At 48.6% G+C, this 25122-nt stretch carries 27 protein-coding genes and 1 riboswitch; of the genes, 24 read left to right on the forward strand and 3 right to left on the reverse strand.

The genetic code is table 11. From position 1 onward, the window contains the following. Positions 1 to 69 precede the first annotated feature (69 nt). The 6 genes from hflX (at position 70) to WH45_RS08430 (ending at position 6912) form a co-directional block, all read left to right on the forward strand. Positions 70 to 1356, forward strand: coding sequence for a GTPase HflX (gene hflX, locus WH45_RS08405; RefSeq protein ID WP_046213958.1), 1287 nt, complete (start codon positions 70 to 72; stop codon positions 1354 to 1356). A gap of 261 nt (positions 1357 to 1617) precedes the next feature. Further along, positions 1618 to 2847 (forward strand): methionine gamma-lyase family protein, encoded by a 1230-nt coding sequence (locus WH45_RS08410; RefSeq protein WP_235338352.1) that lies wholly within the window; start codon positions 1618 to 1620, stop codon positions 2845 to 2847. A 376-nt stretch (positions 2848 to 3223) separates the two neighbouring features. Then, complete coding sequence (locus tag WH45_RS08415) at positions 3224 to 3637, forward strand: MerR family transcriptional regulator (protein WP_017812459.1); 414 nt, start codon at positions 3224 to 3226, stop codon at positions 3635 to 3637. 23 nt (positions 3638 to 3660) lie between these two features. Beyond that, positions 3661 to 4989: a type I glutamate--ammonia ligase gene (gene glnA / locus WH45_RS08420; protein WP_046213960.1), complete on the forward strand. Its 1329-nt coding sequence runs from the start codon at positions 3661 to 3663 to the stop codon at positions 4987 to 4989. A 397-nt stretch (positions 4990 to 5386) separates the two neighbouring features. After that, positions 5387 to 6214: a sporulation transcription factor Spo0A gene (gene spo0A, locus WH45_RS08425; RefSeq protein ID WP_046213961.1), complete on the forward strand. Its 828-nt coding sequence runs from the start codon at positions 5387 to 5389 to the stop codon at positions 6212 to 6214. A gap of 314 nt (positions 6215 to 6528) precedes the next feature. After that, the gene (locus tag WH45_RS08430) at positions 6529 to 6912 is read left to right on the forward strand and encodes a hypothetical protein (RefSeq protein WP_046213962.1); all 384 of its coding nucleotides are present in this window, start codon (positions 6529 to 6531) and stop codon (positions 6910 to 6912) included. A 257-nt stretch (positions 6913 to 7169) separates the two neighbouring features. Here the strand turns inward: WH45_RS08430 and lexA are convergent, their stop codons facing one another. After that, entirely contained in the window at positions 7170 to 7796 is a 627-nt protein-coding gene (gene lexA, locus WH45_RS08435; protein ID WP_046213963.1) for a transcriptional repressor LexA, read from the reverse strand. A gap of 276 nt (positions 7797 to 8072) precedes the next feature. Here lexA and WH45_RS22775 point away from each other — a divergent pair, with 276 nt between their 5' ends. From WH45_RS22775 to WH45_RS08455, 4 genes are all read left to right on the forward strand, one after another. Continuing rightward, positions 8073 to 8645: a LysM peptidoglycan-binding domain-containing protein gene (locus tag WH45_RS22775; protein WP_052723680.1), complete on the forward strand. Its 573-nt coding sequence runs from the start codon at positions 8073 to 8075 to the stop codon at positions 8643 to 8645. 119 nt (positions 8646 to 8764) lie between these two features. Continuing rightward, positions 8765 to 8965, forward strand: a complete 201-nt coding sequence (locus WH45_RS08445; protein WP_046213964.1) for a DUF896 domain-containing protein — start codon at positions 8765 to 8767, stop codon at positions 8963 to 8965. Between the two features lie 273 nt (positions 8966 to 9238). Beyond that, complete coding sequence (locus WH45_RS08450; RefSeq protein WP_046213965.1) at positions 9239 to 9763, forward strand: hypothetical protein; 525 nt, start codon at positions 9239 to 9241, stop codon at positions 9761 to 9763. Positions 9764 to 9818: 55 nt separating this feature from the next. Then, a complete protein-coding gene (locus WH45_RS08455; RefSeq protein WP_046213966.1) occupies positions 9819 to 10613 on the forward strand; it encodes an HAD family hydrolase in 795 nt (264 codons plus the stop codon). 102 nt (positions 10614 to 10715) lie between these two features. Here the strand turns inward: WH45_RS08455 and WH45_RS08460 are convergent, their stop codons facing one another. After that, complete coding sequence (locus tag WH45_RS08460; RefSeq protein ID WP_046213967.1) at positions 10716 to 11255, reverse strand: cupin domain-containing protein; 540 nt, start codon at positions 11253 to 11255, stop codon at positions 10716 to 10718. Positions 11256 to 11770: 515 nt separating this feature from the next. On the opposite strand from WH45_RS08460, the gene rnz reads away from it, so the two are divergent. The 14 genes from rnz (at position 11771) to WH45_RS08530 (ending at position 23985) form a co-directional block, all read left to right on the forward strand. Beyond that, positions 11771 to 12691, forward strand: a complete 921-nt coding sequence (rnz, locus tag WH45_RS08465; RefSeq protein WP_046213968.1) for a ribonuclease Z — start codon at positions 11771 to 11773, stop codon at positions 12689 to 12691. A 107-nt stretch (positions 12692 to 12798) separates the two neighbouring features. After that, on the forward strand, positions 12799 to 13584 hold the full coding sequence (locus tag WH45_RS08470) for a TIGR01457 family HAD-type hydrolase (RefSeq protein ID WP_046213969.1): 786 nt from the start codon (positions 12799 to 12801) through the stop codon (positions 13582 to 13584). 72 nt (positions 13585 to 13656) lie between these two features. Next, positions 13657 to 14481, forward strand: coding sequence for an Fpg/Nei family DNA glycosylase (locus WH45_RS08475; RefSeq protein WP_046213970.1), 825 nt, complete (start codon positions 13657 to 13659; stop codon positions 14479 to 14481). An 18-nt stretch (positions 14482 to 14499) separates the two neighbouring features. Next, positions 14500 to 14847 (forward strand): cyclic-phosphate processing receiver domain-containing protein, encoded by a 348-nt coding sequence (locus WH45_RS08480; RefSeq protein ID WP_046213971.1) that lies wholly within the window; start codon positions 14500 to 14502, stop codon positions 14845 to 14847. 17 nt (positions 14848 to 14864) lie between these two features. Next, positions 14865 to 15188, forward strand: coding sequence for a thioredoxin family protein (locus WH45_RS08485; RefSeq protein ID WP_052723681.1), 324 nt, complete (start codon positions 14865 to 14867; stop codon positions 15186 to 15188). Between the two features lie 25 nt (positions 15189 to 15213). Beyond that, a complete protein-coding gene (locus tag WH45_RS08490) occupies positions 15214 to 16284 on the forward strand; it encodes an SAM-dependent methyltransferase (RefSeq protein WP_046213972.1) in 1071 nt (356 codons plus the stop codon). 44 nt (positions 16285 to 16328) lie between these two features. Then, on the forward strand, positions 16329 to 16799 hold the full coding sequence (locus WH45_RS08495; protein ID WP_052723682.1) for a DinB family protein: 471 nt from the start codon (positions 16329 to 16331) through the stop codon (positions 16797 to 16799). A 192-nt stretch (positions 16800 to 16991) separates the two neighbouring features. Further along, positions 16992 to 18488 carry a serine/threonine protein kinase gene (locus WH45_RS08500; RefSeq protein WP_046213973.1) on the forward strand — a complete coding sequence of 499 codons (1497 nt, stop codon included), beginning with the start codon at positions 16992 to 16994 and terminating at the stop codon, positions 18486 to 18488. Positions 18489 to 18510: 22 nt separating this feature from the next. Continuing rightward, on the forward strand, positions 18511 to 19347 hold the full coding sequence (locus tag WH45_RS08505; RefSeq protein WP_046213974.1) for a hypothetical protein: 837 nt from the start codon (positions 18511 to 18513) through the stop codon (positions 19345 to 19347). 55 nt (positions 19348 to 19402) lie between these two features. Next, positions 19403 to 19509, forward strand: a riboswitch (TPP riboswitch). Between the two features lie 396 nt (positions 19510 to 19905). Then, positions 19906 to 20637: a thiamine phosphate synthase gene (locus WH45_RS22780; protein ID WP_082096626.1), complete on the forward strand. Its 732-nt coding sequence runs from the start codon at positions 19906 to 19908 to the stop codon at positions 20635 to 20637. A 22-nt stretch (positions 20638 to 20659) separates the two neighbouring features. Then, complete coding sequence (thiO, locus tag WH45_RS22785) at positions 20660 to 21886, forward strand: glycine oxidase ThiO (RefSeq protein ID WP_052723684.1); 1227 nt, start codon at positions 20660 to 20662, stop codon at positions 21884 to 21886. Beyond that, positions 21877 to 22080 (forward strand): sulfur carrier protein ThiS, encoded by a 204-nt coding sequence (gene thiS / locus WH45_RS08520; protein ID WP_046213975.1) that lies wholly within the window; start codon positions 21877 to 21879, stop codon positions 22078 to 22080. Before thiO ends, thiS begins: the two co-directional genes overlap by 10 nt. A 1-nt stretch (position 22081) precedes the next feature. Next, complete coding sequence (locus WH45_RS08525; RefSeq protein WP_046213976.1) at positions 22082 to 22849, forward strand: thiazole synthase; 768 nt, start codon at positions 22082 to 22084, stop codon at positions 22847 to 22849. 74 nt (positions 22850 to 22923) lie between these two features. After that, positions 22924 to 23985, forward strand: coding sequence for a MoeB/ThiF family adenylyltransferase (locus tag WH45_RS08530; protein WP_200897681.1), 1062 nt, complete (start codon positions 22924 to 22926; stop codon positions 23983 to 23985). 356 nt (positions 23986 to 24341) lie between these two features. Here the strand turns inward: WH45_RS08530 and WH45_RS08535 are convergent, their stop codons facing one another. Continuing rightward, positions 24342 to 24989, reverse strand: coding sequence for a thiamine diphosphokinase (locus WH45_RS08535; protein WP_046213977.1), 648 nt, complete (start codon positions 24987 to 24989; stop codon positions 24342 to 24344). Positions 24990 to 25122: the final 133 nt, after the last annotated feature.

A 25122-nucleotide genomic window follows, 5' to 3' on the forward strand; every position in this document is an offset into this window, starting at 1 on the left:
AGGATAGGGAGATTACTCTTCCTTTCCTGACAGACCCGGGCCATTATATCTTACAAGGAGCCGGATAATATGAAAAATGAAACTCACGATACGCAGACCGAGCAGCAGGCGAGAGCCGTACTGGTCAGTCTGTATACCCAGATGGATAAAAGAAATGGCGTTAACGCGGAAGGCTCGATCGAAGAACTGGTCAGTCTGGCCGAGACAGCAGGTGTAGAAGTGCTGGAGCAGCTAACGCAGAACAGGGAGACACCGGATTCACGCTGGTTTATTGGTAAAGGGAAAGTCGAAGAACTTCGCATTCTTGTCGATTCGCTGGAGGCGAATACGGTGATCTTTGACCAGGAACTGTCCGGTGCACAGGTACGTAACCTGGAAGAACATCTGGATGCCAAAATCATTGACCGTACCCAGCTGATCCTTGATATCTTCGCTCAGCGTGCCAAGACGCGTGAAGGTATTCTGCAGGTGGAATTGGCTCAATACAGCTATCTGCTGCCACGCCTGTCCGGCCAGGGTAAAAACCTGTCCCGTCTGGGCGGTGGTATCGGTACACGGGGTCCCGGTGAGAGCAAGCTGGAGACAGACCGCCGTCATATTCGTTCCCGTGTTACCGATCTAAAGCGCCAGCTTGAAGAGGTTATGCGTCATCGTACACTGTACCGTGAACGCCGCAAAAAAGCAGGCGCAGTGCAGGTGGCGCTCGTCGGTTATACAAATGCTGGCAAATCGACCCTGCTCAAGCAGCTGACCGATGCAGATGTCTATATTCAGAACCAGCTGTTCGCTACCCTGGATCCTACTTCCCGCAATCTGGAACTGCCAGGAGGCAAAGAAATTGTGCTGACCGATACGGTTGGATTTATCCAGAATCTGCCGCATGATCTGATTGCCGCTTTCCGTGCCACATTGGAAGAGGTGAATGAAGCCGATCTGATCCTCCATGTAGTAGATGCTTCTTCAGAGCGCAGAGATGAGCAAATGACAGTGGTAGACGAAATTCTCCAGGAACTCGGCGCGGGTAACAAGCCGCAGGTCATTTTATATAACAAAATCGATCTGTGTACGCCACAGCAGCAGGAGATGCTGCCTGTTGATCAGACGCATCTGCGTATCAGCGCCTACAATGAGCAGGATCTGGAAGCGGTCAAAAACATGGTTCAGGATCAGCTGGCAGGCGGCACACGCACTTATCGTATCCCGGCCGATCGTGGAGATCTGATCTCGCAACTGTACACATTCAGCAGTGTAGTAGATCAGGATTATGAAGATAATGATGCCCTGTTTACAGTAGAGATTAATCAGACCGATTATGATAAATTCGGTTATCGACTGCAGGAATATGAAATAAAGTGACAGAATTGCGACATTTTGAATAAAGACTTCCCTTCACCCTACCGCTGCATGTAAAATATGAAGCGCGAAAGTTTACATTTTACGATGTAATCTGCACAGATGCGTCGTATTCATGTGAACAACGATGCGCCGGCTTAGCCAGCAGCGCTGGTTTGTGGTAGAATGATGGAAGATGAATATGCTGATAGCCCGCCTTATATTCATAGGGGCGGGCTATCATTATGGGGAGAGACAGGAATGCCAGTTTTTGATAAACAAATAATGGAATGGTCCGTGCAGGCTGAACAGATGATCGGTGAGGCTGTAAAAGGCATGGACCGCATTGTAGATGCCAACCAGTGGAAAGTCATTGAAGCTTTCCAAAAACACCGTGTAAGTGATTATCACTTCGCAGGTTCAACAGGCTACGCTTATAATGACCGGGGAAGAGAAGTACTGGAAGAAGTATATGCCGAAGTATTTGGCAGTGAAGCTGCCCTGGTGCGTCCGCATTTTGCCTCGGGTACACATACGATTGCTACAGCGCTGTTCGGCGTGCTGCGGCCGGGAGATGAACTGCTGTACATTACAGGTCGTCCCTATGACACGCTGCACAAAGTAATCGGTAAACCCGGTGATGGTAAAGGATCGCTGGCTGATTTCGGTATTACCTATCAGGAAGCTTCTTTGACAGCGGACGGGCAGGTCGATTGGGAACAGGTCGCTTCGCTGATCAATGAGAAAACCCGGGTGATCGGAATTCAGCGTTCCCGTGGTTATGACTGGCGTTCTTCCTTTACGATAGATCAGATTGAAGAGATGGTACGCCGGATTCGTGAATATCGTGAGGATCTTATTATTTTCGTCGATAACTGCTATGGCGAATTCACAGAGACACGGGAACCGACACAGGTAGGCGTAGATCTTATCGCCGGCTCGCTGATCAAAAATCCAGGCGGCGGTATTGCCGAAACGGGCGGTTACATATGCGGCAAACGCCAGTATGTAGAGCTTGCTTCCTACCGGCTGACCGCTCCGGGAATCGGCGGAGAGGTGGGAGCCATGCTGGGGACCACACGCGGCATCTATCAGGGGCTGTATATGGCACCTACCATTGTAGGACAGGCACTCAAAGGCAGCATCTATGCTGCAGCCATGTTTGAAGTGGCCGGATTCAACAGCAAGCCTGGCTGGAATGAACAGCGGACAGATCTGATTCAGGCGGTATCCTTCAAGGGTGAACAGCAGCTGATCGCATTTGTACAGGGCATTCAGCGGGCTGCAGCTGTCGACAGTCATGTCGTACCTGAACCTTGGGATATGCCGGGTTATGAGCATCCGGTCATTATGGCAGCTGGTACATTTATCCAGGGTGGCAGTCTGGAATTGTCTGCGGATGCACCAATCCGTGCACCGTATATCGGCTACATGCAGGGTGGTCTTACCTTTTCTCATGTCAAACTGGGTGTACTGATGGCCCTGCAGACGATGCTTGAACGCGATTTATTATAAAATTCACGTGCATACACTCGGTGTGCAGAGGATACGAAACAATCGACAACCATGGGAATCGATTTGGATAAAAAAGTTTATGAACCGCAGCGGTATATCCTGCAGGACGGCTTTTGATAGCTTTTCCAATGGTCTTATTCAGAAATGGATTATGAGACAGCCAGGGTCATCTGGATGAAGAATGGATGTTATAATATATCCATAATAAGTATGGAAATATAGCGTTAAAAAGCGTTTGCATCCACAATTATTAACCTCATGTTAACTGGATATAAAATTATTGTGAGTAAACTTAACATGTTATTGACGCTTGATATCAGGATATGTACAATAGGATACAGATAACTTAAAAGTTAATTGGAAGGTTGATGAATATATGGGCGATGAAATTCGGAGAAATATGGCGCTGTTCCCTATCGGGATCGTAATGAAGCTCACAGACCTGTCCGCACGGCAGATCCGTTACTACGAGCAGCATAATCTGATCGTACCGGCGCGTACGTCGGGTAACCAGCGGTTATTTTCCTTTAATGACGTAGAACGATTGCTGGAGATCAAGGCTCTGATTGAAAAAGGGGTAAATATCGCAGGGATCAAGCAGGTGATGAACCCGGTATCCAAGGAATCGGAAGAAGCTACAGTGATCACGGCGGACACGGAAGAACGCCGCAGGGAATTGTCAGATTCGCAACTTCATCGTATGCTTAAGCAGCAGCTTGTCACAGGCAAACGTCCTGGACAAGTCTCACTGATCCAAGGGGAATTATCCCGATTCTTCAATAAAAAATAAAAGAGCACAGAGGAGAGGGTAACGTGAGTTATACAAAAGACGATATTCTGCGTATTGCCAAGGAAGAAAACGTACGATTTATCCGCCTGCAATTTACTGACTTGCTGGGTACGATCAAGAACGTCGAAATCCCTTTGAGCCAGCTGACCAAAGCACTGGATAACAAAATGATGTTCGACGGTTCTTCTATTGAAGGTTATGTACGTATCGAGGAATCCGATATGTATCTGTATCCGGATCTGGACACATGGGTGATCTTCCCGTGGGTAACCGAGAACCGCGTAGCGCGCCTGATTTGTGATGTCTATATGCCTGACGGTACACCATTCGCTGGTGACCCGCGCGGTATTCTGAAACGCAACCTCAAGGAAGCGGAAGCTATGGGCTTCACCGAGATGATGGTTGGACCAGAGCCGGAGTTCTTCCTGTTCCGTACGGATGCCAACGGCAATCCGACCGAAGAACTGAATGATCAGGGTGGTTACTTTGATCTGGCACCTACCGATCTGGGAGAGAACTGTCGTCGTGAGATCGTGATTACGCTGGAAGAGATGGGCTTTGAAATTGAAGCTTCTCACCATGAAGTAGCTCCAGGTCAGCACGAGATCGACTTCAAATATGCGAATGCACTGCAGGCGGCTGACCAGATTCAGACGTTCAAGCTGGTTGTTCGTACGATTGCCCGTCAGCATGGTCTGCATGCGACATTTATGCCAAAACCATTGTTCGGTATGAACGGTTCCGGTATGCACTGTCACCAATCCCTCTTCCAGAATGGCAGCAATGCATTCTACGATGAATCGGATGAGTTGGGACTGAGCCAGGTAGCCCGTCATTATATGGCAGGTATTCTGCGTCATGCCCGTTCCATGGCAGCGGTAACCAACCCGACAGTGAATTCCTATAAGCGCCTTGTGCCTGGTTATGAAGCTCCTGTATATGTAGCATGGTCTGCAAGTAACCGCAGCCCGATGGTTCGTATCCCGGCTTCCCGTGGTCTGAGCACACGTATCGAAGTACGTAATCCGGATCCAACGGCCAATCCTTATCTGGCACTGGCTGTTATGCTGAGAGCCGGTCTGGATGGAATCGACCGTCAGCTGAACCTGTCCAAACCAATCGACCGCAACATCTACATAATGACTGAAGATGAGCGTATCGACGAAGGTATCCCGAGCCTGCCAGGCGATCTGAAAGAAGCACTGCACGAACTGCTGCGTGACGATGTTGTCGTTACAGCACTGGGAGAGCATGCGACAGCTCACTTCTATGAGCTGAAAGAGATCGAATGGGACATGTACAGAACACAGGTTCACCAGTGGGAACGCGATCAGTATATGACGCTGTATTAAGCTGCAAAAAGCCCTGTTTGCCGATTATCGGCAAACAGGGCTTTATTTTTTGCTCAGTTGGAGAGCTAATGCTGCTCCCTAATCAAGATTAGCAAATTTGATAAAGTAAATCTAACCTAGGTACTTCCAATTTGATGGAAATCTGACAAGACGAGAGCATATCATAGCATCGTCTTTTTTATTGGAAACTATAATGGACCAAAATAAAATCATTGCATAGCATCAAACGCCTCCACTAAATTGGAAAATATTACAATAAATTTTATTTTCAATTACTAAACTTGAAAACTAACTCCCTAAAAGTGTTACAATCATATTAATACCTTTAATACCATTTTATTACATATATTTGTGGTGATATGATTGTTATTAACGAAAAGGAGGATATGTATTTATAATGATCAATGTACTCATTGCAGATGATAACCGGGAATTCACGCAGATGCTGTCAGACTACATCTCCCATCAGGAAGATATGACTCTCGCAGGTACGACCTATAATGGGGAGCAGGCTTTACAATTGATTGAAGAGTTACCGGAACCACCGGATGTAGTGCTGCTGGATATTATTATGCCGCATCTGGATGGATTAGGAGTGCTGGAACGTCTTCCTGATATGAATATTATTCCGAGACCCAAGATTATTATGCTGACTGCTTTTGGACAGGAACAGGTAACGCAGCGTGCTCTGGAATTGGGTGCCTCTTATTTTATGCTCAAGCCCTTCGATCTTCAGGTGTTGGGCAGCCGAATACGACAGCTGGCTGACGTACCGGTATCAGCGAAAGCCTATCATTCACAGCCGTCGGTGCCTGCAGCGCCTCGCCCTGTAGCAGCGGCAGCCCCGATTAGTAATGCTGACAAGGAGCAGCTTCTGGAAGCGTCCATTACCAAGATTCTGAACGAAATTGGTGTACCACCGCATATCAAAGGTTATCAATACGTACGCGAAGCTATTACAGAGGTATATCACAACATCGATATACTCGGCTCCGTGACCAAAGTGCTGTATCCCCAAATAGCCCAAAAGTTCAATTCCAATCCGGCACGGGTTGAGCGTGCGATTCGTCATGCGATCGAAGTTACCTGGAACAGGGGAGATATGTCGCATATGAGTCACCTTTTCAATTATGAAATTAACGTCAGCAAAATAAAGCCGACCAATAGTTCGTTTATTGCAGCTATTGCAGACAAACTGAGAATTGAGCATAGTAGTTCTCCATAGAGAAAGATTGGTATGAGATTTGTAGTTCATACCGATTGCAATTTCACTATAAAATTATGCAAAAGGTTGAAGGGAGTTTGGGATGTTTATTTTTTATATGATCAGTATGTAACTAAATAATTGCATACACCCTTTTTTGGAATCAAAATGGATTATCTACTACTATTTCTTTATCTAATAATAATGCGAGAACTAATAATGCAAGAACACACTCTTCTATTTTACGAACATGAGGTAACTCTATGACCGGTGCGGGTAATAAATGACTGACCACTTGTTGCAGCACCATTCGTACAAATAAAGGAGGCATTTCAATGGACAAGGAAGTCAGGCAGCGTCTGATTACTATTTGTGAGATGCATATCGGCAATCTGGAGGAGCAACTGCGCAATTTGTACACGATCGAGAATCCGCTGCGGGGAAGCGACGTGGCAGGCGGAGACATTATCGATGTACGGGTGGAACTGGAGATCTGCCGACGTCTGGAAGAGATTTATCAGCGGATTGATATCGAAGGAACCAGCGAAGGCGAGACCTATGATATGTACCATTCGTATTCTTTTCATACGACCAAGGCCAAGGAAGTGTTTGAAGCGCGCAAGTTAAAGCTGGAGCTGCAGCATGCTGCGGAGATCAAGAATATCAGTTTGCTGCTCGAGGGATTCATTCAGGAGCTGAACAGGCTGCGTAAGATGTAGCCACCTAACAGGGTATGCCCAACAGGCATTGTTAATCATGGCTGAATCAGCTTATCGGAGCAAATGAACAAAGTAAATGGATAAACTAGATAGGCAGAATCCAGCCGACAAAAGGTAAAACCCATGAAACGCAAAAAAGACTCCATAAACAGGAGTCTTTTTTGCGTTTCGGTTATTTCGCCACAAAGGAAAGTGGCGGAACAAGAGTGATCATACATGCAAAGGGCTGGTTAGCAATCTGCGCGCAGCGACAAAACTTAGTGCAGGTTGCGGAACAAGCCCACTACTTTGCCAAGAATCGTGACACGAGTCAGACGAAGCGGCTCGTACATTGGGTTCTCCGGCTGCAGACGAATATGATCTTTCTCTTTGTAGAACGTTTTGACGGTGGCTTCGTCTTCCTCCGTCATAGCAACAACGATATCGCCATTATCAGCAGTCTGCTGCTGGCGGACGATAACAAAGTCACCATTATGAATACCGGCTTCAATCATACTGTCTCCGACAACGGAAAGCATAAAGATCTGATTGTCACCTGTAAATTGCTGTGGAAGAGGGAAATAATCTTCAATATGCTCAGTAGCAGTGATCGGTACGCCGGCGGTAACTTTGCCGATAATCGGTACACGGGACACCGTCTGCGCAAACAGCAGATTATTTTCGGTTTCTTCCTGACCCAGCAGCTCGATCGCGCGAGGTTTGGTAGGGTCGCGGCGGATCAAGCCTTTTTTCTCCAGACGATCCAGATGACCATGTACAGTGGAACTGGAAGCCAGACCTACAGCTTCACCAATCTCACGTACGGACGGTGGGTAACCTTTGAGTTTAACTTCATTCCGGATAAATTCCAGAATAGCCTGTTGGCGACTTGAAATCTTGGACATGCCGTATCAACCCCAATACTAGTAACGTTTGGAAAAAGTATAACATAGAACTTCCGTTCGTACAAACATAAGTTCTAAAAGTTAGTGACTATTTCCTCCTGCCTTATTTCGAAGCAAAGCAGACGGCTATAATTGCCTCAACCCGCTTCCCTATTCATCATACACCTCATTTCCAAAAAAGCGAACGAAAGTTCGCAAAAAGGTGTTGATCAAAACATATGTTCGTGCTATATTATTGACGAAGAAACAAGAACAAACGTTTGGGGTGTGGTATTCATGTTAAAGTACAGTACATACAAGAGCATACACAATCAGCCGGAACAGCAGGAGCAATCTGCCGCTTCCATTAAGACCGATATTCAACATACATCTGCGGATACAGCACAGCCGAGCCAGACTGCTCCCATTTCTGCAACCAAGGCAGAGAAAGGGATGACAGTCGATACATGGACATACGCTTCCGAGCTGCCTGATGATACGAACCAGAAACGGAAAGCAGTTTCCCGCCAAAAACCTGTCAAAAAAACACTGCGACAGAAGACGCTGAATCTAATTGAGATGACCGTCCAGAAGTCGAAATGGAAATCGAGCGGACGCCTGCTCATCTGTGTTCTGTTCGCATCGATCCTTTTATATGGAGGTTTTCAGCATCTGGTCATTGCCGATGAAGTGCCGGGCAACGAACAGCGTGTTATTGTTGAGAGTGGTGACAGCCTCTGGGCAATCGCTTCTCGTTACAAATCCGAGGAGACGGATATCCGTGATTATGTAGCTGAGATCCGCGATCATAACCAGCTCGTTTCCACCCAGATTAAGAGCGGCGATGTACTGGTTATTCCGTATGATTAATTGAGCTATATACACCTTATTTCTATATTGATATATAAAAGGCTTGTCCGGCTGTAATAGCCTTGACAAGCCTTTTTTTACATGTCAAAGTTAGTAAAGATAAGAATGGGAGGTTAGTCATGGACATCGATGTACTGATTGCACGTATTAATGAACTGGCACGTAAAAAGAAGGACACCGGTCTGACCGCAGAAGAAACAATCGAGCGGGATGAACTTCGTGCCGTTTATCTTGGTAATATCCGCCGCAATTTCCGTCAGCAGCTGGAGACCATTGAGTTTGTTGAAGACGCTGAAGACAGCGCCAAAGGCAAACGCTGAGCAGCTGCTGCGCGGCATGGTGAAACAGATATTCCAATATAAATAAGATGGTATTGTTCAATCTTCATTATAATAAGATGCAACAACCATACAGGGATGTCATAGCTGATCATGGCTGGGCATCCCCTTTCATTTCACGGTTTCTCGACATGTAAGCGTATTGAGATCATTGAACTGCCAGTCCGGCTTGTCCCTTAGGAAGTACGGCTTACAGTTCGACCAGTCTGAATATAGAACAATCATCTTTTATATTTTATTTAGGGGGAAATCGCGATGTCCCGTTCCTGGGAGAGGCAAGTCAAACGTAATACCAAGCAGGTCAATGCCCGGCGCAAAAAGGCCGGTCAAAGCGAAGTAGGCAGCAAGAGCACCAAACCATCCGAATATACGACCTACAAAGGCCGGAATTTTGTATTCCCGGCTACGCTGGTTCTGCTCGGTCTGGCTTATGGTGCGATGGGTCTGATGTATCCTGCATCCATGGGCAGCACCGTATTGTTTATTGTAACGGTAGTTATGTATCTGCTGCTAGGCGTTATCCTTTATCTGCGCAGACCGTATCTCAAAGTCGGCAAAGATGCAGTGATCACGACCAAATTTAACCGTGAACGCCTCGTAACAGCAGCTCAGATCAAGAAGATCCGTCTGCAAAAAGGCTATGTGATCATCGAGCACAGCGGCAAAGGTGGAGCATGGGTATTTGCCCGCACACTGAACCGTTATGATACGAATGCAATGGCTGCACAGCTGAGAACTTTTGCAGCTGCCAATAATGTTACGCTTGAAGACAAATTGTAATATGAAGCTGTGTTAGACAATCGGGGATAACCGAAAGATCAAGGGGGATTTGACGTTGAGTATTGAAGCTGTTTTATTCGACCTGGACGATACCTTATTATGGGATGAACGCAGTATACAGGAAGCTTTTGAACAGACCTGCCTGACAGCACAGCAGGCGGCAGGTGTTGATGCTTCCGCTCTGGAAGAATCGGTACGCCGTGAAGCCAGAGCGCTGTATGAATCGTATGAGACTTTCGCTTTTACTCAACAGATCGGCATCAATCCGTTTGAAGGATTGTGGGCACAGTTCTCTGCTGGCGAACAGCAGGAGTTCCGGCAGCTGCAGCAGATTGCTCCGGTATACCGCCGGGATGCCTGGCGGCGCGGACTAAGTGCGTTGGGAGTGGAGAATGAACAGCTGGCGGATCAGTTGGCCGAGCAGTTTGTACAGGAGCGTCGCAGTCGTCCACATATCTACGAAGAGACGCTGCAGATTCTGGGTGAACTGCAAGGCAAGGTCAAGCTGCTGCTGCTGACCAACGGCTGTCCGGCTCTGCAGCAGGAGAAACTGGATGGCGTGCCGGAGCTGACTCCATTTTTTGACCATATTGTGGTATCCGGAGCGTTTGGCAAAGGCAAGCCGGACCCTTCCATTTTCCATCATGCCTTGAAGCTGCTGGATGTACAGCCAGAACAGGCGCTGATGGTAGGAGACAAACTGACGACCGATATCAAGGGTGCTCTGGCCTCCGGGATCAAGGCAGTCTGGGTTAATCGCAACCACAAGGTGAATGACAGTGATATTCATCCTGATTACGAGATTGAGCGTTTGACAGATCTTCATGATATTACGGCTCAACTGGTCTGATATCAGCAGACATTACGCAAAGATATGTAAAAATCCCCTGCAGCTACCCAGCGCAGGGGATTTTGTTTTAAGGATAGGAGATAGAAATGATATGACAGATAATCAAGCTTTTTGGAAACTGGAATCTGCGAACGGATGAGCTACCCAGCCATCGGTTTCGACGAACAGGCGGACAGCGACGATTTTGCGATTGTCCACCAGGGTGAAGAAGTGAGGTGTGTTCTCTGGAACGGAGATAACATCGCCAGGTTCCAGCTCCACATCAAAGTAGCCATGCTCCGGACTTTTAATGATGAAAATACCATTCCCGGATACAATCGCACGAATCTCGTCTTCAGTGTGCGTATGGATCTCCTCGAATTTGGCCAGTTTGGCTTCGAGGTCAGGAGTCGCTTCGGAGAGAGTGATTACATCCCAGGTGCGGTAACCGCGACGGGCTGAGAGATCCTTGATCTCGGCATCAAATGTATCGAGAACAGCCTGTTTCTGCTCGTCAGTCAGCGTAAAGTTCTCGCTCAGCTCGGGAGCCAGCTTGGACACATCCCATTTCTCATAGACCACTTCGTGCTTGTTCAGGAACTCCAGGACATTGTCATCTCCAGCAATTCGCTCATTTGTATTTCTAATTCTGATTTCAGCCATCGGATTACCCTTCTTTCATCATTTTTATGATGTATTATAAAAGAAAATACTTTCGTTGTCGACACTTTCATCAACAATTCATTATAATTCCGTTTGTACATGTTCCTACTGATCATAAAGCAAGACACAGACAGGTTCAACCAAATGGAGATATGCCGTGATTTCACACTTTTAAATACGGGTATTAAAATACATCCGCTCCAAAGGCAGATGGCTTCTGCATAAGCGAGAAACAGCAGCCTATTTAGTGACTTTTGGAAGTGCGCATATCATGGTATGATAATAGAGTTGAGCTTGAGCGATATAACATCCGTTATGCGTGTCGGGAATCGATCCGAACCGATAGCGGCAGGATGACAGGCATAATCCTCCGAAGCCATCGGGGGATTTTTATTAAGCTGCAGCAGCCGCGGGATGGGATGCATCATTATAAAAGGTCTATATCCCAGGCTTCAGACTGCGGTATAGCATGATGACAGCAAGAAACGCTATATATAGAGAGAAGGTTATCAGGTATGGAACTATATTTTCTTGGAACAAATGCAGGTGTGCCTACCCTGCAGCGTAATGTAACATCAATCGGTCTGCGGCTTTACGAAGAGCGTAAGGCTTTGTGGATGTTCGATTGTGGGGAAGGAACCCAGCATCAGATTCTCCGCTCACAGCTCAAATTGAGCAAGCTGGAGAAGATCTTTATTACTCATCTGCATGGTGATCATCTGTTTGGACTGCCAGGATTGTTATCCAGCCGTTCCAATCAGGGTGGGATTTCTCCTCTGACCGTCTACGGTCCACCAGGAATCAAGCAGTTTATCGATATGGCGCTGGAACTGAGTCAGTCGCGTATGGAATACGAGCTGATTATCGAGGAACATACAGGCGGAGTCGTATTTGAAGACGAGACGTTCCGAGTAGAGTCTGCTCTGCTGGAGCACCGGATCGACAGCTACGGCTATCGGATTATTGAAAAGGATCGTCCAGGGCAGCTCAATCAGGAACTGCTCAAGCAGTACGGCATTCAGCCGGGTCCGGTATATGGCAAGCTGAAAAACGGCGGCAGTGTACAGCTGGAAAATGGGGAAACTCTGCACTCCCATCAAGTCGTCGGAGAGCCGAAAAAGGGAAAAATCGTGACTATTCTCGGTGATACTCGTCCCTGTCCAAATGTGGAAAAACTAGCACATGGCGCCAATCTGCTTGTACACGAAGCTACGTTCAGCAATGATCTGAAAGATACGGCGCGCAAATATTATCACAGTACATCTGTACAAGCTGCCGAGGCGGCAAAAGAGTCGAAGGTAGGCGAGCTGATTATGACTCATTTTAGTTCTCGCTATAAGGACGATGAGCAGCTTCATTCGTTGTTGGAAGAAGCGAAAAGCATATTTGCCAATACACAGCTTGCGGAGGAGCATAAGCTTTTCCCGGTACGTTAATCCGTAGATTCCAACAGACAGTTGCGGCAGGGTAAGCAAAGCGTTTGCCTTATGCCGCAACTTTTTTTACAATGGGGATTGTGAGTAATAGAGAGGATGGCTTGGAAATGAGCAATCGCAAAGGATTACTGATTGATCTTGATGGTACATTGTATCATGGTGACCGTGTGATTCCGGGTGCTGCCGAATGGATAAGCAGCCTGGATCAGGCAAATATTCCTTATTTATATGTAACGAATAATTCTTCCCGTACGGCAGAAGGAGTGGCAGAACATCTGCGCGGCCTCGGCATTGAGGCTTCTGCAGATCGTGTATGCACGTCTGCGCTTGCCGCTGCAGCCTACATCGCGGCAGAATCGCCTGGAGCATCCGTATATGTAATTGGTGAACCGGGACTGCATGAGGCGGTTGCCCAAGCAGGACTTCATACCACCGAGCAGCAGCCGGACTATGTGCTGCAGGGGATTGACCGTTCTTTTACATATGAGAAGTTAACCAGAGCTTTACGGCTGATTGGAGAGGGAGCGCGTTTTGTATTGACGAATCCCGATCTTCAGCTGCCTTCTCATGATGGGCTGCTGCCCGGAGCAGGGACACTGGGAGCAGCTATTTCTGCGGCTGCAGGTGTAGAGCCTGTCGTTATCGGCAAGCCTTCTTCCATTTTGATGAAATATGCAATGGAACGGTTGGGACTGCCTGCTGCAGATACGATTGTGGTAGGAGATAATATGATGACAGATATTGCAGCAGGAGCTGCCGCGGGCTGTTATACTGTGCTGGTGACGACCGGTGTAACGACAATGGATAATCTGGCCAGTCACCAGCGTCGTACAGGTGTAAAGCCGGACCGAATCTGTCAGACACTGGCCGAGATTGGGTACGATCAGTTATAGGGATTGCCCGGTCTAACCGCCCGTGTAATCATGAAATATATGAATGATACTTGGAGAGAGAGGGATAAACCCATGCCTGAATTGCCAGAACTTGAAAATTATAAGATCCAACTGACAGGTTATATCTTGAATGTAGCTATTGAGAAAATGGTTGTTCATCGTCCAAAAGTAACAAATATTGAAGCGGATCATGTCAATCTGATGCTGGCAGGCAACCGGATTGCTTTTATTGAACGTCGCGGCAAATATCTGAACCTGCATCTGCACAGCGGTCATCGCCTGCTGATCAGCATCGTGCTTGGAAGCTCGCTGTATTATGGTATCCGTGAACAGAATGCGGATCGCAAGTCGGATGTGGAGCTGCAATTTGAAGATGGCACAGCACTGTATTATACAGCCGGACGCCAGGGATTGATGTATTTCTGCTCCGCCAAGGAAACCCAGGCTTACTTTGCCGATTTGGGCCCTGAAGCGACAGACCGCAAGCTGACCAGAGAGCAGTTTATTACCCTGTTCAAAGGCCGCCGGGGTGCACTCAAGACCGCTTTGATCAATCAGTCCCTGATTGCAGGGATCGGAAGCTATTACGCGGATGAAATAGCCTTTACGGCAGGACTGCTGCCTTCAGCAAAGGTGCAGGATCTCGACGAAGAAGCATTGTCCAAACTCTACAATGCCATGCATAGTGTACTGGAAGAAGCGATTGAGACAGGCGGTCATATGGAAGGACAGCCCCTGACAGCAAACGACTCGCTGACCGGCGGATTCCATGCGCTGCGCCGTGTCTATGAACGCGAAGGAGAACCTTCCGTACGCTCTGCTACAGACAAAGTGGTCAAAACCGACGTAGCTGGCAAAAAAACCTACTACTGTCCGGCATCCCAGTTCGAACAGTGATCCGGGAGGAGCAGGCTGATGATCAATCTGTATATGGATGATTACCGTCCATGTCCCGACGGATTTGCGCTGGCAAGAGACGGAGAGGAATGTCTAATGATGCTTCGTGAATGCGAAGTGAACATCCTCTCGCTCGATCACGAGCTTGGTTTTGGCCAGATGGATGGAACGGATGTTGTCAAAGCCATGATTCATGAGGGATTGTACGCCAGGGAGATCTATCTGCATACCTCCAGCATGTATGGCAAGAAAAAGATGTATGAACTGCTTTACCAGGCGAAGCCGGAAGAGGTCATTGTGCATAATGGCCCGATGCCGGCAGAGCTGCTGGAACAAATCGCCCGTGCAGCCGCACGCGGCAAATAATACAGGGAGTGATGGCCGTGATTCAGGAATTAACGGAGCAGCAGGCTCTGGAAATGGCCTCACAATCCGGAGAGGCCATTGCGATCTACGTATATACTCCGTTATGCGGTACCTGCCGGATGGGACGAAGGATGCTGGAGACTTCGCTTCCGCTGCTGCCGGATCATATGGTCTATGCGCTTAATATCAATTTTGCTCCCCGGTTTGTGCAGGCTTATGAAATAACAAGTGTTCCCTGCCTGATCGCATTTGAAGCCTGGCGTGTGAAAAGTCCGCACATGCTCTACCGGATGGAGTCGGTACAGCGTATACTTGAACATATACGGAGTGTTATTGCATAAACTATTGGAGGCTATAAGAATATTCATGAATGATGAGAATACTATACAGCAGGGGCAGGACATACAGGCGGAATCCCGCTGGATCGGAACGGCCAATCACGGATTCGCCGCATATGCGCAGGAGGAACTGAAACGCAGCTTTGGCTCCGTCAAAAGTTCAGTGCTGATCCATAGTGAAGTGCTTTTGCTGACACTTCCTGCAGCACCGGAAGATGTCATTGCCCGTCTGAAAATGGAAACGCCGATGTTCCTGCGTCATATTCAGCCTGTACGCTACGATCTGGTGCTGGAACAGCTGGAACCTGGACAGCATCCGCTGGATGCATTGACCGAACTGCTGCTCAAGCGCGAAGAATTATACGGCATATCGCTGTCGGTGCAGGTGCGTAAGAGCGGAGATGCGGACGTGGAAGAGAATATGTCCGAGCTTCGTCATCTGCTCGAAGAGCGTCTGACTTCGCTGCATTCCGAATATACCGTGCAGAATCCGGATCTGATCCTGTCTGTCTTCTGGACAGCAGACCGTCTGTATGCAGGCATATCGCTTCCGCAAGATAACCTGTCTGACTGGAATGGAGGGGCGGTACGCTTTCAGCGGGAAGAAGGACAGATTTCACGTGCCAAATTCAAGCTGCTGGAAGCGGAAAAGGTGTTTGGCATTGATTTTACAAGCTTCCGCTCCGCCCTGGATGTGGGAGCTGCACCTGGAGGCTGGACGTCGTTCCTGCTTGAGCGGGGCATGAAGGTAACAGCTGTCGATCCTGCCAAAATGCATCCTTCCTTGCAGAACTATCCGAATCTCAAAGTGATCCGGCGCAATGCATCCGAAGTGAAGCTCAGCGCAGGAGAATTTGATCTGCTCGTCTGTGATATGAGCTGGAGCCCCAAACTGACGGCAAGGCTCGTTATTGATCTGCTGGATGCGGTCGTGCCCGGCGGTACGGTTATCGTTACTGTCAAACTCATGCATAAAAAACCACTTGCACTGATCAAGGAGGTTATCCATACGTTCGAGGAATCCAGACTTCAGATACAGCGGGCCAAGCAGCTTTTCCACAATCGCGATGAGATTACGCTGTATATGGTGAAATACTAATCTGTAACGGTTTATATATCTTTGAGAGGGATGTGCTGTGCGTTATGCAAAATGCAATCTATCGTTATTTACCGGATATGGAACGCTTTGTCGAGCAGGTACGCTGTATTCCCGAGGCAGAGCTGCAATTCAAACCTGACCCGGCAGCATGGAGTATTCACGAGATTGTTGTTCATCTGTATGATGTGGAGATTGTGCTGCAGCATCGGCTCAAGGCCATACTGGCGGATGACAATCCGGTGATCGTTGCTTTTGATCAGGATCGCTGGGCACAGCGGCTCGGATATGCTTCACTTGATCTGGAACATCATTTGCAGGCGCTGCTGGCGATGCGCAGAGCATTTGCTCCCGTGCTGGAGACCATCACCGAAGAGGACCAGAAGCGTACAGGCCAGCATAATGTAGACGGCGAGATTACGGCCCGGGCGCTGGTAGAAAAACTCTGCGTGACTCATCTGGAAGGCCATGTGAATCAGATTCAGCGCAATCGCGAAGCTTTTGCAGCCCAAAAGTAATTCCGGTGTATCAAAGTGAGTCTTTAGGCTTGCATTTTCCTTTACAAACTCAGAGAATGTTACTATAATATAGGTATATGGATATACAATGGATAGGGAAAGCATCCCGTCTTCTGAACAGACATCATATGTCTGCTTGGTGAGACGGAGGCTTTCCCTTTTTTGTTGTATTCGGAAGGGAGCGGTATATATATGATTCATCCAACGCGGCTCTATGAGGGAATGGTGCTTGCAGAGCGCTATCGTATTGATGAGAAACTGGGCAGCGGAGGAATGAGCCACGTCTATCTGGCTCATGATCTGAGATTGCCCGGCAAGAAATGGGCTGTAAAAGAAAGCATTTCTTCACCATCTCAATACAGGCAGGTGGCGGCAGAGGCCAAAATGCTGACGACACTCAGTCATCCGTTTTTACCGCGGATTGTCGACTTTATCGCTGACGATCCGGACGGGTATACGTATATGGTTATGGATTATATCGAGGGAGAGACCTTAGAACAAAAATTCAAAAGCCAGCCTGCCGCGGTGGACACAGCATTTATTATACGCTGCGCCGATCAACTCTGTAATGTACTGAACTATTTGCATCAGCATGAACCTCCGATCGTGTTTCGCGATATGAAGCCATCCAATGTGATGATCACTTCAGGTATGGATATTCGGCTGATTGACTTTGGCATAGCCCGTACTTTTAAACCAGAGGAAAGCCAGGATACCGTGAAACTGGGCACAATCGGCTTTGCTGCGCCGGAGCAATATGGAAGCGGACAGACCGATCACCGTTCGGATCTGTACGGACTGGGAGCACTTCTTCTGTATTTGGCGACCGGAGGACATTACAGTGAATGGATGCCCGGCATGGAAAAATTTATACGCAATGACATACCCAAAGCGATGATTCCAGTCATGCGCAAGCTGCTTCATCATCAGCCATCCGAGCGATTCCAGTCTGCAGCCGACACCAGAATGGCACTCGGTCAGGCTGTCAACGAACATTATAACCGGATGCACGGAGGCCCTCATGTAGCTGCCAGCAGTTGGAACAAGACCACACAGGTTATTGCGGTTATGGGAGCGACATCAGGTACGGGAACTACACATACGGCTGTTGCCATTGCCCATCATCTGGCGAGAAGCCAGCAAAAGGTCGCACTGGTGGAAATGAACCATACGCCTGGAGCTTTTGCCCGCATACAGCAGGTAGCAGTGGATGGAATGGCAGAACAGCATATGCTGCTGGAAGAACGCAAGTTTACGTTAGAAGGTGTTGATTACTGGCGTGAATCGGCCAGAGCGGAAGTGGTGGGATTGCTCGGTGGCAGCTATCGGTTTATCATTCTCGATCTAGGACGTTACCAGCAAAATGATCGGCTGGAGGAATTTCTGCGTGCGGATATTCCAGTCGTTGTGGGATCAGGAGCGGAATGGCGCTACCAGGATGTGCTGCAAATGTCTGCAGATCTGCGCCGGTATCCTCAGGACAAATGGCAATATTGTCTTCCACTGGCTCCGGAAGATGCCGTGCAGCGTCTGCAGCGGGAGCTTCATACGGAGCAGGTGTACAGTATTCCCTGGCATCCGGATCCTTTTGATCATCAGCCGGCAGCAGCTTCGGTACTGAGAGAACTGTTGAGCGATTATCTGCCTTCTCCGGTGAAAAAACGCAAACTGTGGTTCAATCTGCGCTAATTAAGCGAAAAGGAGCAAATTAATGACTACCGTGATGTTCTGGAGTCCGGATGGAGGTCATGGAAGAACCTCGTCCCATACGGCCATTACCGCTGTCACCGCCTCACTGCAGTACCGGCTGAGATTGCTGCTGTGTCATAATCAATGTCGCAACCACAGTATCGAGGCAGGGCTGGTGGCTGCAGAGGTAAGGATGGGCCATACTCATCCACGCAAAAATCCGGGAGTAGACCGGCTTCATTATTTGTATAAATCAGGTATTCTGACCTGCAATAATGTATCGGATTATATGATTCCCCTGCTCAAAGACCGACTGGATCTGCTGATCGGCACAGAAGAGAGGGGGCAGAAGCTACCGGATCATTCTTTCTGGAAATATCTGCTCACCGTGGCAGGAGAGTATTATGATCTGATCCTGATGGATGCAGGTTCGGGAGCAGAGCAAATACCGCTGCTCGCCGAAGCCGATCTTATTGTAGTTAATCTGAGCCAAAATATAACGCAGTTAAAAGCATTTTTCCATGAGTATGCCCATACCGAAGTGTTTCGCTCCAGACCATGGATTCCGGTGCTGGGTGCATATCAGCCGGAATCTCTGCTGACTGCTGCCAGTATTGTTCGCAAATTCAGTGTACATCAGTCCATGTACATGCTGAATTACTACCAGGCTTTTCAAGATGCATGGAACACGCAGAACCTGCTTTCCTTTATGCGTCAACATTTGATTCTCGACCGGACTCATACGGAATCTGCTGATTTTCTGCGACAGTCTTTTTTTCTGACAGCGGCGGTCATGGAGCAGTTAGGTGGTGTACCTGTACTATCAGGCTCCGTTGTCAGGTTTCCCATTCCTACATAATATTTGCTTTATAAGAGCAGTTTTGCTAAGATGAATATGCTTAAATTGAATAGCTACAATGCACTGGGGGAGCCTGTAATGGCTGAGATGGCAGAACTGATTGCCGAACCCTTTGTACCTGATCTGGATTATACCAGCGTAGGGAAGTGGTAGAAGAATAACCTTGGACGATACGGGTATATCAACTTGATCCGATGCAGACTGGATTTAAATTATCATTATGCAGTCGGCGGCAGACACATGAATGAACAGGCAATCCTGTTTCTCATTCATTATTCAGCGCTGAACGGATTAACGGCATCTATCAGGCAATAATACATAAGGATGCACACAATGATATCATCAATGTTTTGACAAGATTATACTTCGGCAGGCTGCTTGTAAAATAGCCCTGTTATTGTTTGAATCAGACAACCACTTTCCTGCGGGAAGGTGGTTTTTTTTGCGTTATCGGGTTCTGTCTGATTAGCCTCTAAAGGCACGGTCGGTTCGTTGCTCATTATTCAATTGTACAGATTAGAGATACAGATTAGTCGGTCAGTAGAAAGCAGGAGGTGCATGATGGAGCTGCACATTGTGAGTACAGGCAGTCAGCCGGCAGAGAAGATACTTGCAGTCGGTACACAGGTGCATCACCAGGTGACAGCGATTCACATTCGGGAGAAGCAGTGGTCAGACGATCAGGTGAAAGAATTGATACAAGTCATGCTGCAGGAAGGAATCCCTGCTGCGAAGATTCGCCTCAATAGCAGAGTTCAGCTTGCTGCGGAGCTGGGAATCGGGGGCATCCATTTGCCTGAACAGCACAGTTTCAACAGAGCAGAAGCGGATCGATGGAGGACAAGTATATCTCTTTCAGACAATAATCTGTCCCGGCATGACATGAAGAGTCTGCTGCAAACGGCGTCCGCTTCATACGAACCGGAACAGGGCATTCAGCATCCATGGAAATATATAGCTGGGCGATCCGTACACACTACCGCGCACGCAATACAGGCAGAGCAGGAAGGCATGGATTATCTTTTTTACGGGCATATTTATAAGACGCCATCCAAGCGGGGAGTTCCGGCCCGCGGAATTCATCAGCTGCATCAGCTGTGTGGTGCTGTGCATATTCCTGTCATTGCCATCGGAGGCATTCAGCCGCAGCATGCCGAGGAGTTGGTTCGTGCCGGAGCAGCCGGTATAGCTGTCATGTCCGGCATATTCGCAGCCGATGATCCGGCTGAACAGGCTGCCGCCTATAGAGCCGCCTTATCCGCTGCATCAGCTGTGACAGAGAGAACATAGACTGAGGAAGGTGATATGAGCAATGAGAAGCAACGGATATTATGACGCGATTGTAGTCGGAGCTGGTGTGATTGGAGCCTCTATCGCTTATGAATTATCGGTGAAAGGCATGAAAGTAGCCATCATTGAGAAAAATCAGCCTGCATCGGGGGCATCAGGCGCTGCCGGAGGAATGCTGGCAGCGGAGTCGGAACATTTCCAGCATGCGGATCTTCGTCAGTTGGCTCTGTACAGCCGCTCTCTGTACACCGGGCTGACCGAACAGCTGTATGAGCTGACAGGTATACACTGTGGACTGCGCAGTGAAGGATTCCTGCTGCCTGTGGAATCACATGATCTGGAACATCATTCTCGTCAGCTTGCCTCTGCAGAGATGGATTCTGTTGGAGAGCGGCCTTATGATAGCGAGCAGGATAGCGTACAGGCTGACAGCTCTCATCTGGAATGGTGGGATAATCAGCGTCTGGCAAGGGAAGAGCCATATATCCGCTCAGAGCACGGGATGCTCTACAACCGATCCGAACAGCAGCTTATTCCTTCCCTGCTGAATGAGGCATTGGTGCTGGCGGCAGTACGTCTGGGTGCAGTGTTATACCGGCAGACGGAAGTAAGACGATTGCTGCGTGAACACGGGGAGTATGGCAGGGCAACCGGTGTGGTGACAGAGCAGGGAGTGATGTATGGGGAGCAGATTATTTTGGCTTCCGGACTTGGTAGTGCCGGATTGATCGAGACTGAAGGATACCGGCTGCCCTTTTTACCAGTCAAAGGAGAATTGCTGGAAATTCGCACACCGGCAAGCTGGCTGAATCATACGATTTATGGCCATCAGATCTATATTATTCCCAAACAGGGCAATCGCATCTGGATCGGGGCAACAAGTAAGCCTGGCCGAATAGATACGATGGTAGAAGCCGGTTCAGTCACCGAGCTGCTGTTCAAAGCGCAGCAGTATATTCCGTCTATCACCAGCGGGGAACTGGTACGCTGCTGGGCCGGGGTACGGCCGGGTACGGCGGACGAGCTGCCTTATATGGGAACGCTGACACCGCTGCCGGGTGTATGGATGGCCTGCGGACATTATCGTAATGGCATCCTGCTGGCAGCCGGAACCGGACGGATTATGGCGGACGCCGTAGCATCCGGTCAGAGTTCTTCCATCCCGGCAAGCTTTGCTCCGGGTCGTGCCCTGCAACACCTTTCAAGAATGCAACCGGAGACGGAAGGAGGAACACCGGTATGGAATTGATGATCAATGGAAAGAGCCGCTCGGTATCGCCGGACGTTCGTACAATCGAGCAGCTGCTTCAATCCCTGCAGCTGGGAGAGAAACGCGTTATTGTCGAGTGGAATCAGCAAATTTTACAGAAAGAAGAACATGGTACAACAATGATTGAAAGTGGAGACACACTGGAGATTGTACATTTTGTAGGAGGTGGATGATTTGTTAACAATAGGACAACATACATTTACATCCCGGCTGCTGCTGGGAACCGGGAAATTCAGTGATTTGGATGTACAGGCTCAAGCGGTGGAAGTATCCGAAACGGAGGTGCTGACATTCGCAGTACGGAGACTGAATCTGGATCAGCCGGATGAACCGAACTTTTTGGAACGTCTGGATCTGAGCAAATACAAATTGCTGCCCAATACAGCAGGCGCCCGTACTGCAGATGAGGCGGTACGTATCGCCAGGCTGGCCAGAGCATCCGGATTATGTGATATGATAAAGGTCGAAGTGATCGGAGATGACCAGTTGATCCTACCGGACCCGCTGGAAACGGTCAAAGCCTGTGAGATTCTGCTTGCGGAAGGCTTTACGGTGCTGCCGTACATTTCCGACGATTATATGCTGGCCAAGCGGCTGCAGCAAATAGGCGTACATGCCGTAATGCCGGGAGCTTCCCCGATTGGGTCCGGCCGCGGTATTCTCAACCCTTCCATGCTGGAATGGATCATCGCAGATGCCAGGGTACCCGTTATTGTGGATGCCGGAATCCGCTCACCCAAAGATGCGGCCTATGCCATGGAGCTGGGAGCGGATGCAGTTCTTCTTAATACCGCCGTATCCGGAGCGAGTGACCCTGTTCGAATGGCACTGGCGATGAAGCTGGCTGTACAAGCCGGACGCCTCGGAAAGGAAGCCGGCATGATCCCGGTACGCAATTATGCTGTAGCAAGCAGCCCGGTAGAAGGGATGATTACGACTTGAGTCTTGAACATACAAAAGAGGAGCTTGATCCTATCAGCAGCTCCAGCACAGCCGAGAATAAGGAGGCAGCAACGATACTGCAGCCAGATGCATCCACGCAGCTGGCGGATCCGCATCATCGGTATTCCAGACAGGAGCTGTTCGCTCCACTTGGCAAAACAGGTCAGAATGAGCTGGCCCGCGCTTCGGTACTGATTATAGGAGCAGGAGCACTCGGTTCCAGTTCAGCGGAGACGCTGGTACGGGCCGGTGTAGGGAAAGTGATCATTGCAGATCGGGATTATGTAGAATGGAGCAATCTGCAGCGGCAGCAGCTGTTTACCGAAGAGGATGCGGCCAAGCGTACACCCAAAGCAATCGCTGCCCGTGATCGACTGGTTCAGATTAATTCCTCTGTCAAGATTGAAGCGCATATTGCGGATGTAACAGCGGATGAGCTGGGAGAGCTCGCCAGGGATGTGGATCTGATCATGGATGCTACCGATAATTTTGAGACGCGGCTCACGATTAATGACATTTCCCAAAAGTATAATATTCCATGGATTTATGGCGGGTGTGTCGGAAGCTACGGGATTACTTTTACAATCGTCCCTGGAGTCACTCCGTGTCTGCAGTGTCTGATGGAATCGGCGCCGCTCGGTGGAGATACCTGTGATACATCCGGTATTATTCCACCGGCTGTTCAAATGGTAGTCGCCCATCAGACGACCGAAGCGATCAAGCTGCTGAGCGGTAACCACGATCAGCTGCGAGGTACACTGCTGTCCTTTGATCTATGGAAAAATGAGCAGGTCTCCATCAAGATGAACGCAGCCCGCAAACCGGACTGTCCATCCTGTGGTGCGCACCCGACCTACCCGCATCTGAGCCACGAAGGACAGAGCAAATCCGAAGTGCTGTGCGGCCGGGATACGGTGCAGATTCGCCCGGCCCATCGCCAGAAACTTGATCTGCAGCAAACGGCCCGCCGACTGCAAAAACTGGAGCAGCATGAAATCAGTGTCAATCCGTTTCTGCTATCCATGACGATCGATCAGGGGCGCCGAATGGTCGTGTTCCAGGATGGCCGGGTTATGGTACACGGTACCAAGGATATCGCAGAAGCCCGAAGTCTGTACCATCGTTATTTCGGATAAATACATTTGTCCAATAACAAAGTGACGACAGATAGCTATAGCTCTAACGTGACATAATAAAATGACCGGATTCATTGGATATCTTTGATATCATTGACTGAGTCGATTCTTCAAACGATCAAACTCATTCTTTCGGTTCATTCAGATCCAATAAAAAAAAGCAATACCCTACCAGTAGACTGGAAATAGGGTATTGCTTTTTTATGCTGCAGTGCTGTTATTCCAGACATCCGCTGGAACGAGTGGAATAAGATGCGGAAATTTGCCGGCTTATCCATAACAATTAGCTTGGAGAGGATACAGCAAATTGCCGGGTATCCTAACAAATAAGCTGTATCTGTTATAAGCTGGAATGCCTAATCACGACTCTGAATGATCAGCAGCAGACCGCCTTCAATACTGACCGTACCCTGTTCAGCAGAAAGATGATTGCTGACACCTCTTGATTGACCCATCCGCAATGTGGCATTTTCCAACGGATATTGGAACCCCTGCAGACGAATCCCGGTTACTTCGGAGGTCACAGGCAGCAGAGACACATAAGGATAACCCAGATTGGAAATGACAGAAGTGGTGGAGGTAAGCGATATGTAATTGTTCATATCCTGAATTGCACAATGTACTTGGTGCTGCAGTGCCCGCACGAGCAGCTGCACATTGGCCAGCGTATGATCAAAACGTGTACCTACAGCGCCGAAAATCAGAATATCATCCATATGCCGCTCCATCGCCGCTTCAAAAGCCGCTTCGGTATCGGACAGATCCTTGTCTACCGGATCAAATACGATCAGTTCATCGGAATTGTTCTTAATTCGCTGAAGATCGGTCATATGATCGGTCAGCGAATCAAAATCGCCGATTGCGAGATGAGGACGGATACCATGCTCAATTAAAAATAATGCGCCGCGATCCGCACCGATAATCAGATCGGTATCACGAATCTCGTTCAAAAAATCAGGATGTAACAGACCGCCTGAGAAGATAAGAGCGCGTTTTGCAGCCATGAAATCTCCCTCTTTCCCTAATAAATAAGTTAAATGCTTATAGAATCATCCTGTATCCGCTAAAAGGTAAAAATTTCAGTTGCGTAATTTTTACCTGCACCGATACAATAGACGTTGGGAGTCCAAATAGCAG

The sequence above is a fragment of the Paenibacillus wulumuqiensis genome, from assembly GCF_000971965.1.
Classification (GTDB): Bacteria; Bacillota; Bacilli; order Paenibacillales; family Paenibacillaceae; genus Saccharibacillus; species Saccharibacillus wulumuqiensis.

Bases quoted from the DNA above. Each gene is read 5' to 3' on its own strand.
- WH45_RS08450 (WP_046213965.1), top strand. From the start codon at position 9,239: ATGTCCCGTTCCTGGGAGAGGCAAGTCAAACGTAATACCAAGCAGGTC.
- WH45_RS08535 (WP_046213977.1), bottom strand. From the start codon at position 24,989: ATGGCTGCAAAACGCGCTCTTATCTTCTCAGGCGGTCTGTTACATCCT.
- WH45_RS08505 (WP_046213974.1), top strand. From the start codon at position 18,511: ATGACTACCGTGATGTTCTGGAGTCCGGATGGAGGTCATGGAAGAACC.
- WH45_RS08445 (WP_046213964.1), top strand. From the start codon at position 8,765: ATGGACATCGATGTACTGATTGCACGTATTAATGAACTGGCACGTAAA.
- lexA (WP_046213963.1), bottom strand. From the start codon at position 7,796: ATGTCCAAGATTTCAAGTCGCCAACAGGCTATTCTGGAATTTATCCGG.
- WH45_RS08480 (WP_046213971.1), top strand. From the start codon at position 14,500: ATGATCAATCTGTATATGGATGATTACCGTCCATGTCCCGACGGATTT.
- spo0A (WP_046213961.1), top strand. From the start codon at position 5,387: ATGATCAATGTACTCATTGCAGATGATAACCGGGAATTCACGCAGATG.
- WH45_RS08490 (WP_046213972.1), top strand. From the start codon at position 15,214: ATGAATGATGAGAATACTATACAGCAGGGGCAGGACATACAGGCGGAA.
- WH45_RS08460 (WP_046213967.1), bottom strand. From the start codon at position 11,255: ATGGCTGAAATCAGAATTAGAAATACAAATGAGCGAATTGCTGGAGAT.
- thiO (WP_052723684.1), top strand. From the start codon at position 20,660: ATGAGAAGCAACGGATATTATGACGCGATTGTAGTCGGAGCTGGTGTG.
- WH45_RS08470 (WP_046213969.1), top strand. From the start codon at position 12,799: ATGAGCAATCGCAAAGGATTACTGATTGATCTTGATGGTACATTGTAT.
- WH45_RS08415 (WP_017812459.1), top strand. From the start codon at position 3,224: ATGGGCGATGAAATTCGGAGAAATATGGCGCTGTTCCCTATCGGGATC.
- WH45_RS08500 (WP_046213973.1), top strand. From the start codon at position 16,992: ATGATTCATCCAACGCGGCTCTATGAGGGAATGGTGCTTGCAGAGCGC.
- hflX (WP_046213958.1), top strand. From the start codon at position 70: ATGAAAAATGAAACTCACGATACGCAGACCGAGCAGCAGGCGAGAGCC.
- WH45_RS22780 (WP_082096626.1), top strand. From the start codon at position 19,906: ATGATGGAGCTGCACATTGTGAGTACAGGCAGTCAGCCGGCAGAGAAG.
- WH45_RS08495 (WP_052723682.1), top strand. From the start codon at position 16,329: ATGCAAAATGCAATCTATCGTTATTTACCGGATATGGAACGCTTTGTC.
- WH45_RS22775 (WP_052723680.1), top strand. From the start codon at position 8,073: ATGTTAAAGTACAGTACATACAAGAGCATACACAATCAGCCGGAACAG.
- rnz (WP_046213968.1), top strand. From the start codon at position 11,771: ATGGAACTATATTTTCTTGGAACAAATGCAGGTGTGCCTACCCTGCAG.
- thiS (WP_046213975.1), top strand. From the start codon at position 21,877: ATGGAATTGATGATCAATGGAAAGAGCCGCTCGGTATCGCCGGACGTT.
- WH45_RS08430 (WP_046213962.1), top strand. From the start codon at position 6,529: ATGGACAAGGAAGTCAGGCAGCGTCTGATTACTATTTGTGAGATGCAT.
- WH45_RS08475 (WP_046213970.1), top strand. From the start codon at position 13,657: ATGCCTGAATTGCCAGAACTTGAAAATTATAAGATCCAACTGACAGGT.
- WH45_RS08410 (WP_235338352.1), top strand. From the start codon at position 1,618: ATGGAATGGTCCGTGCAGGCTGAACAGATGATCGGTGAGGCTGTAAAA.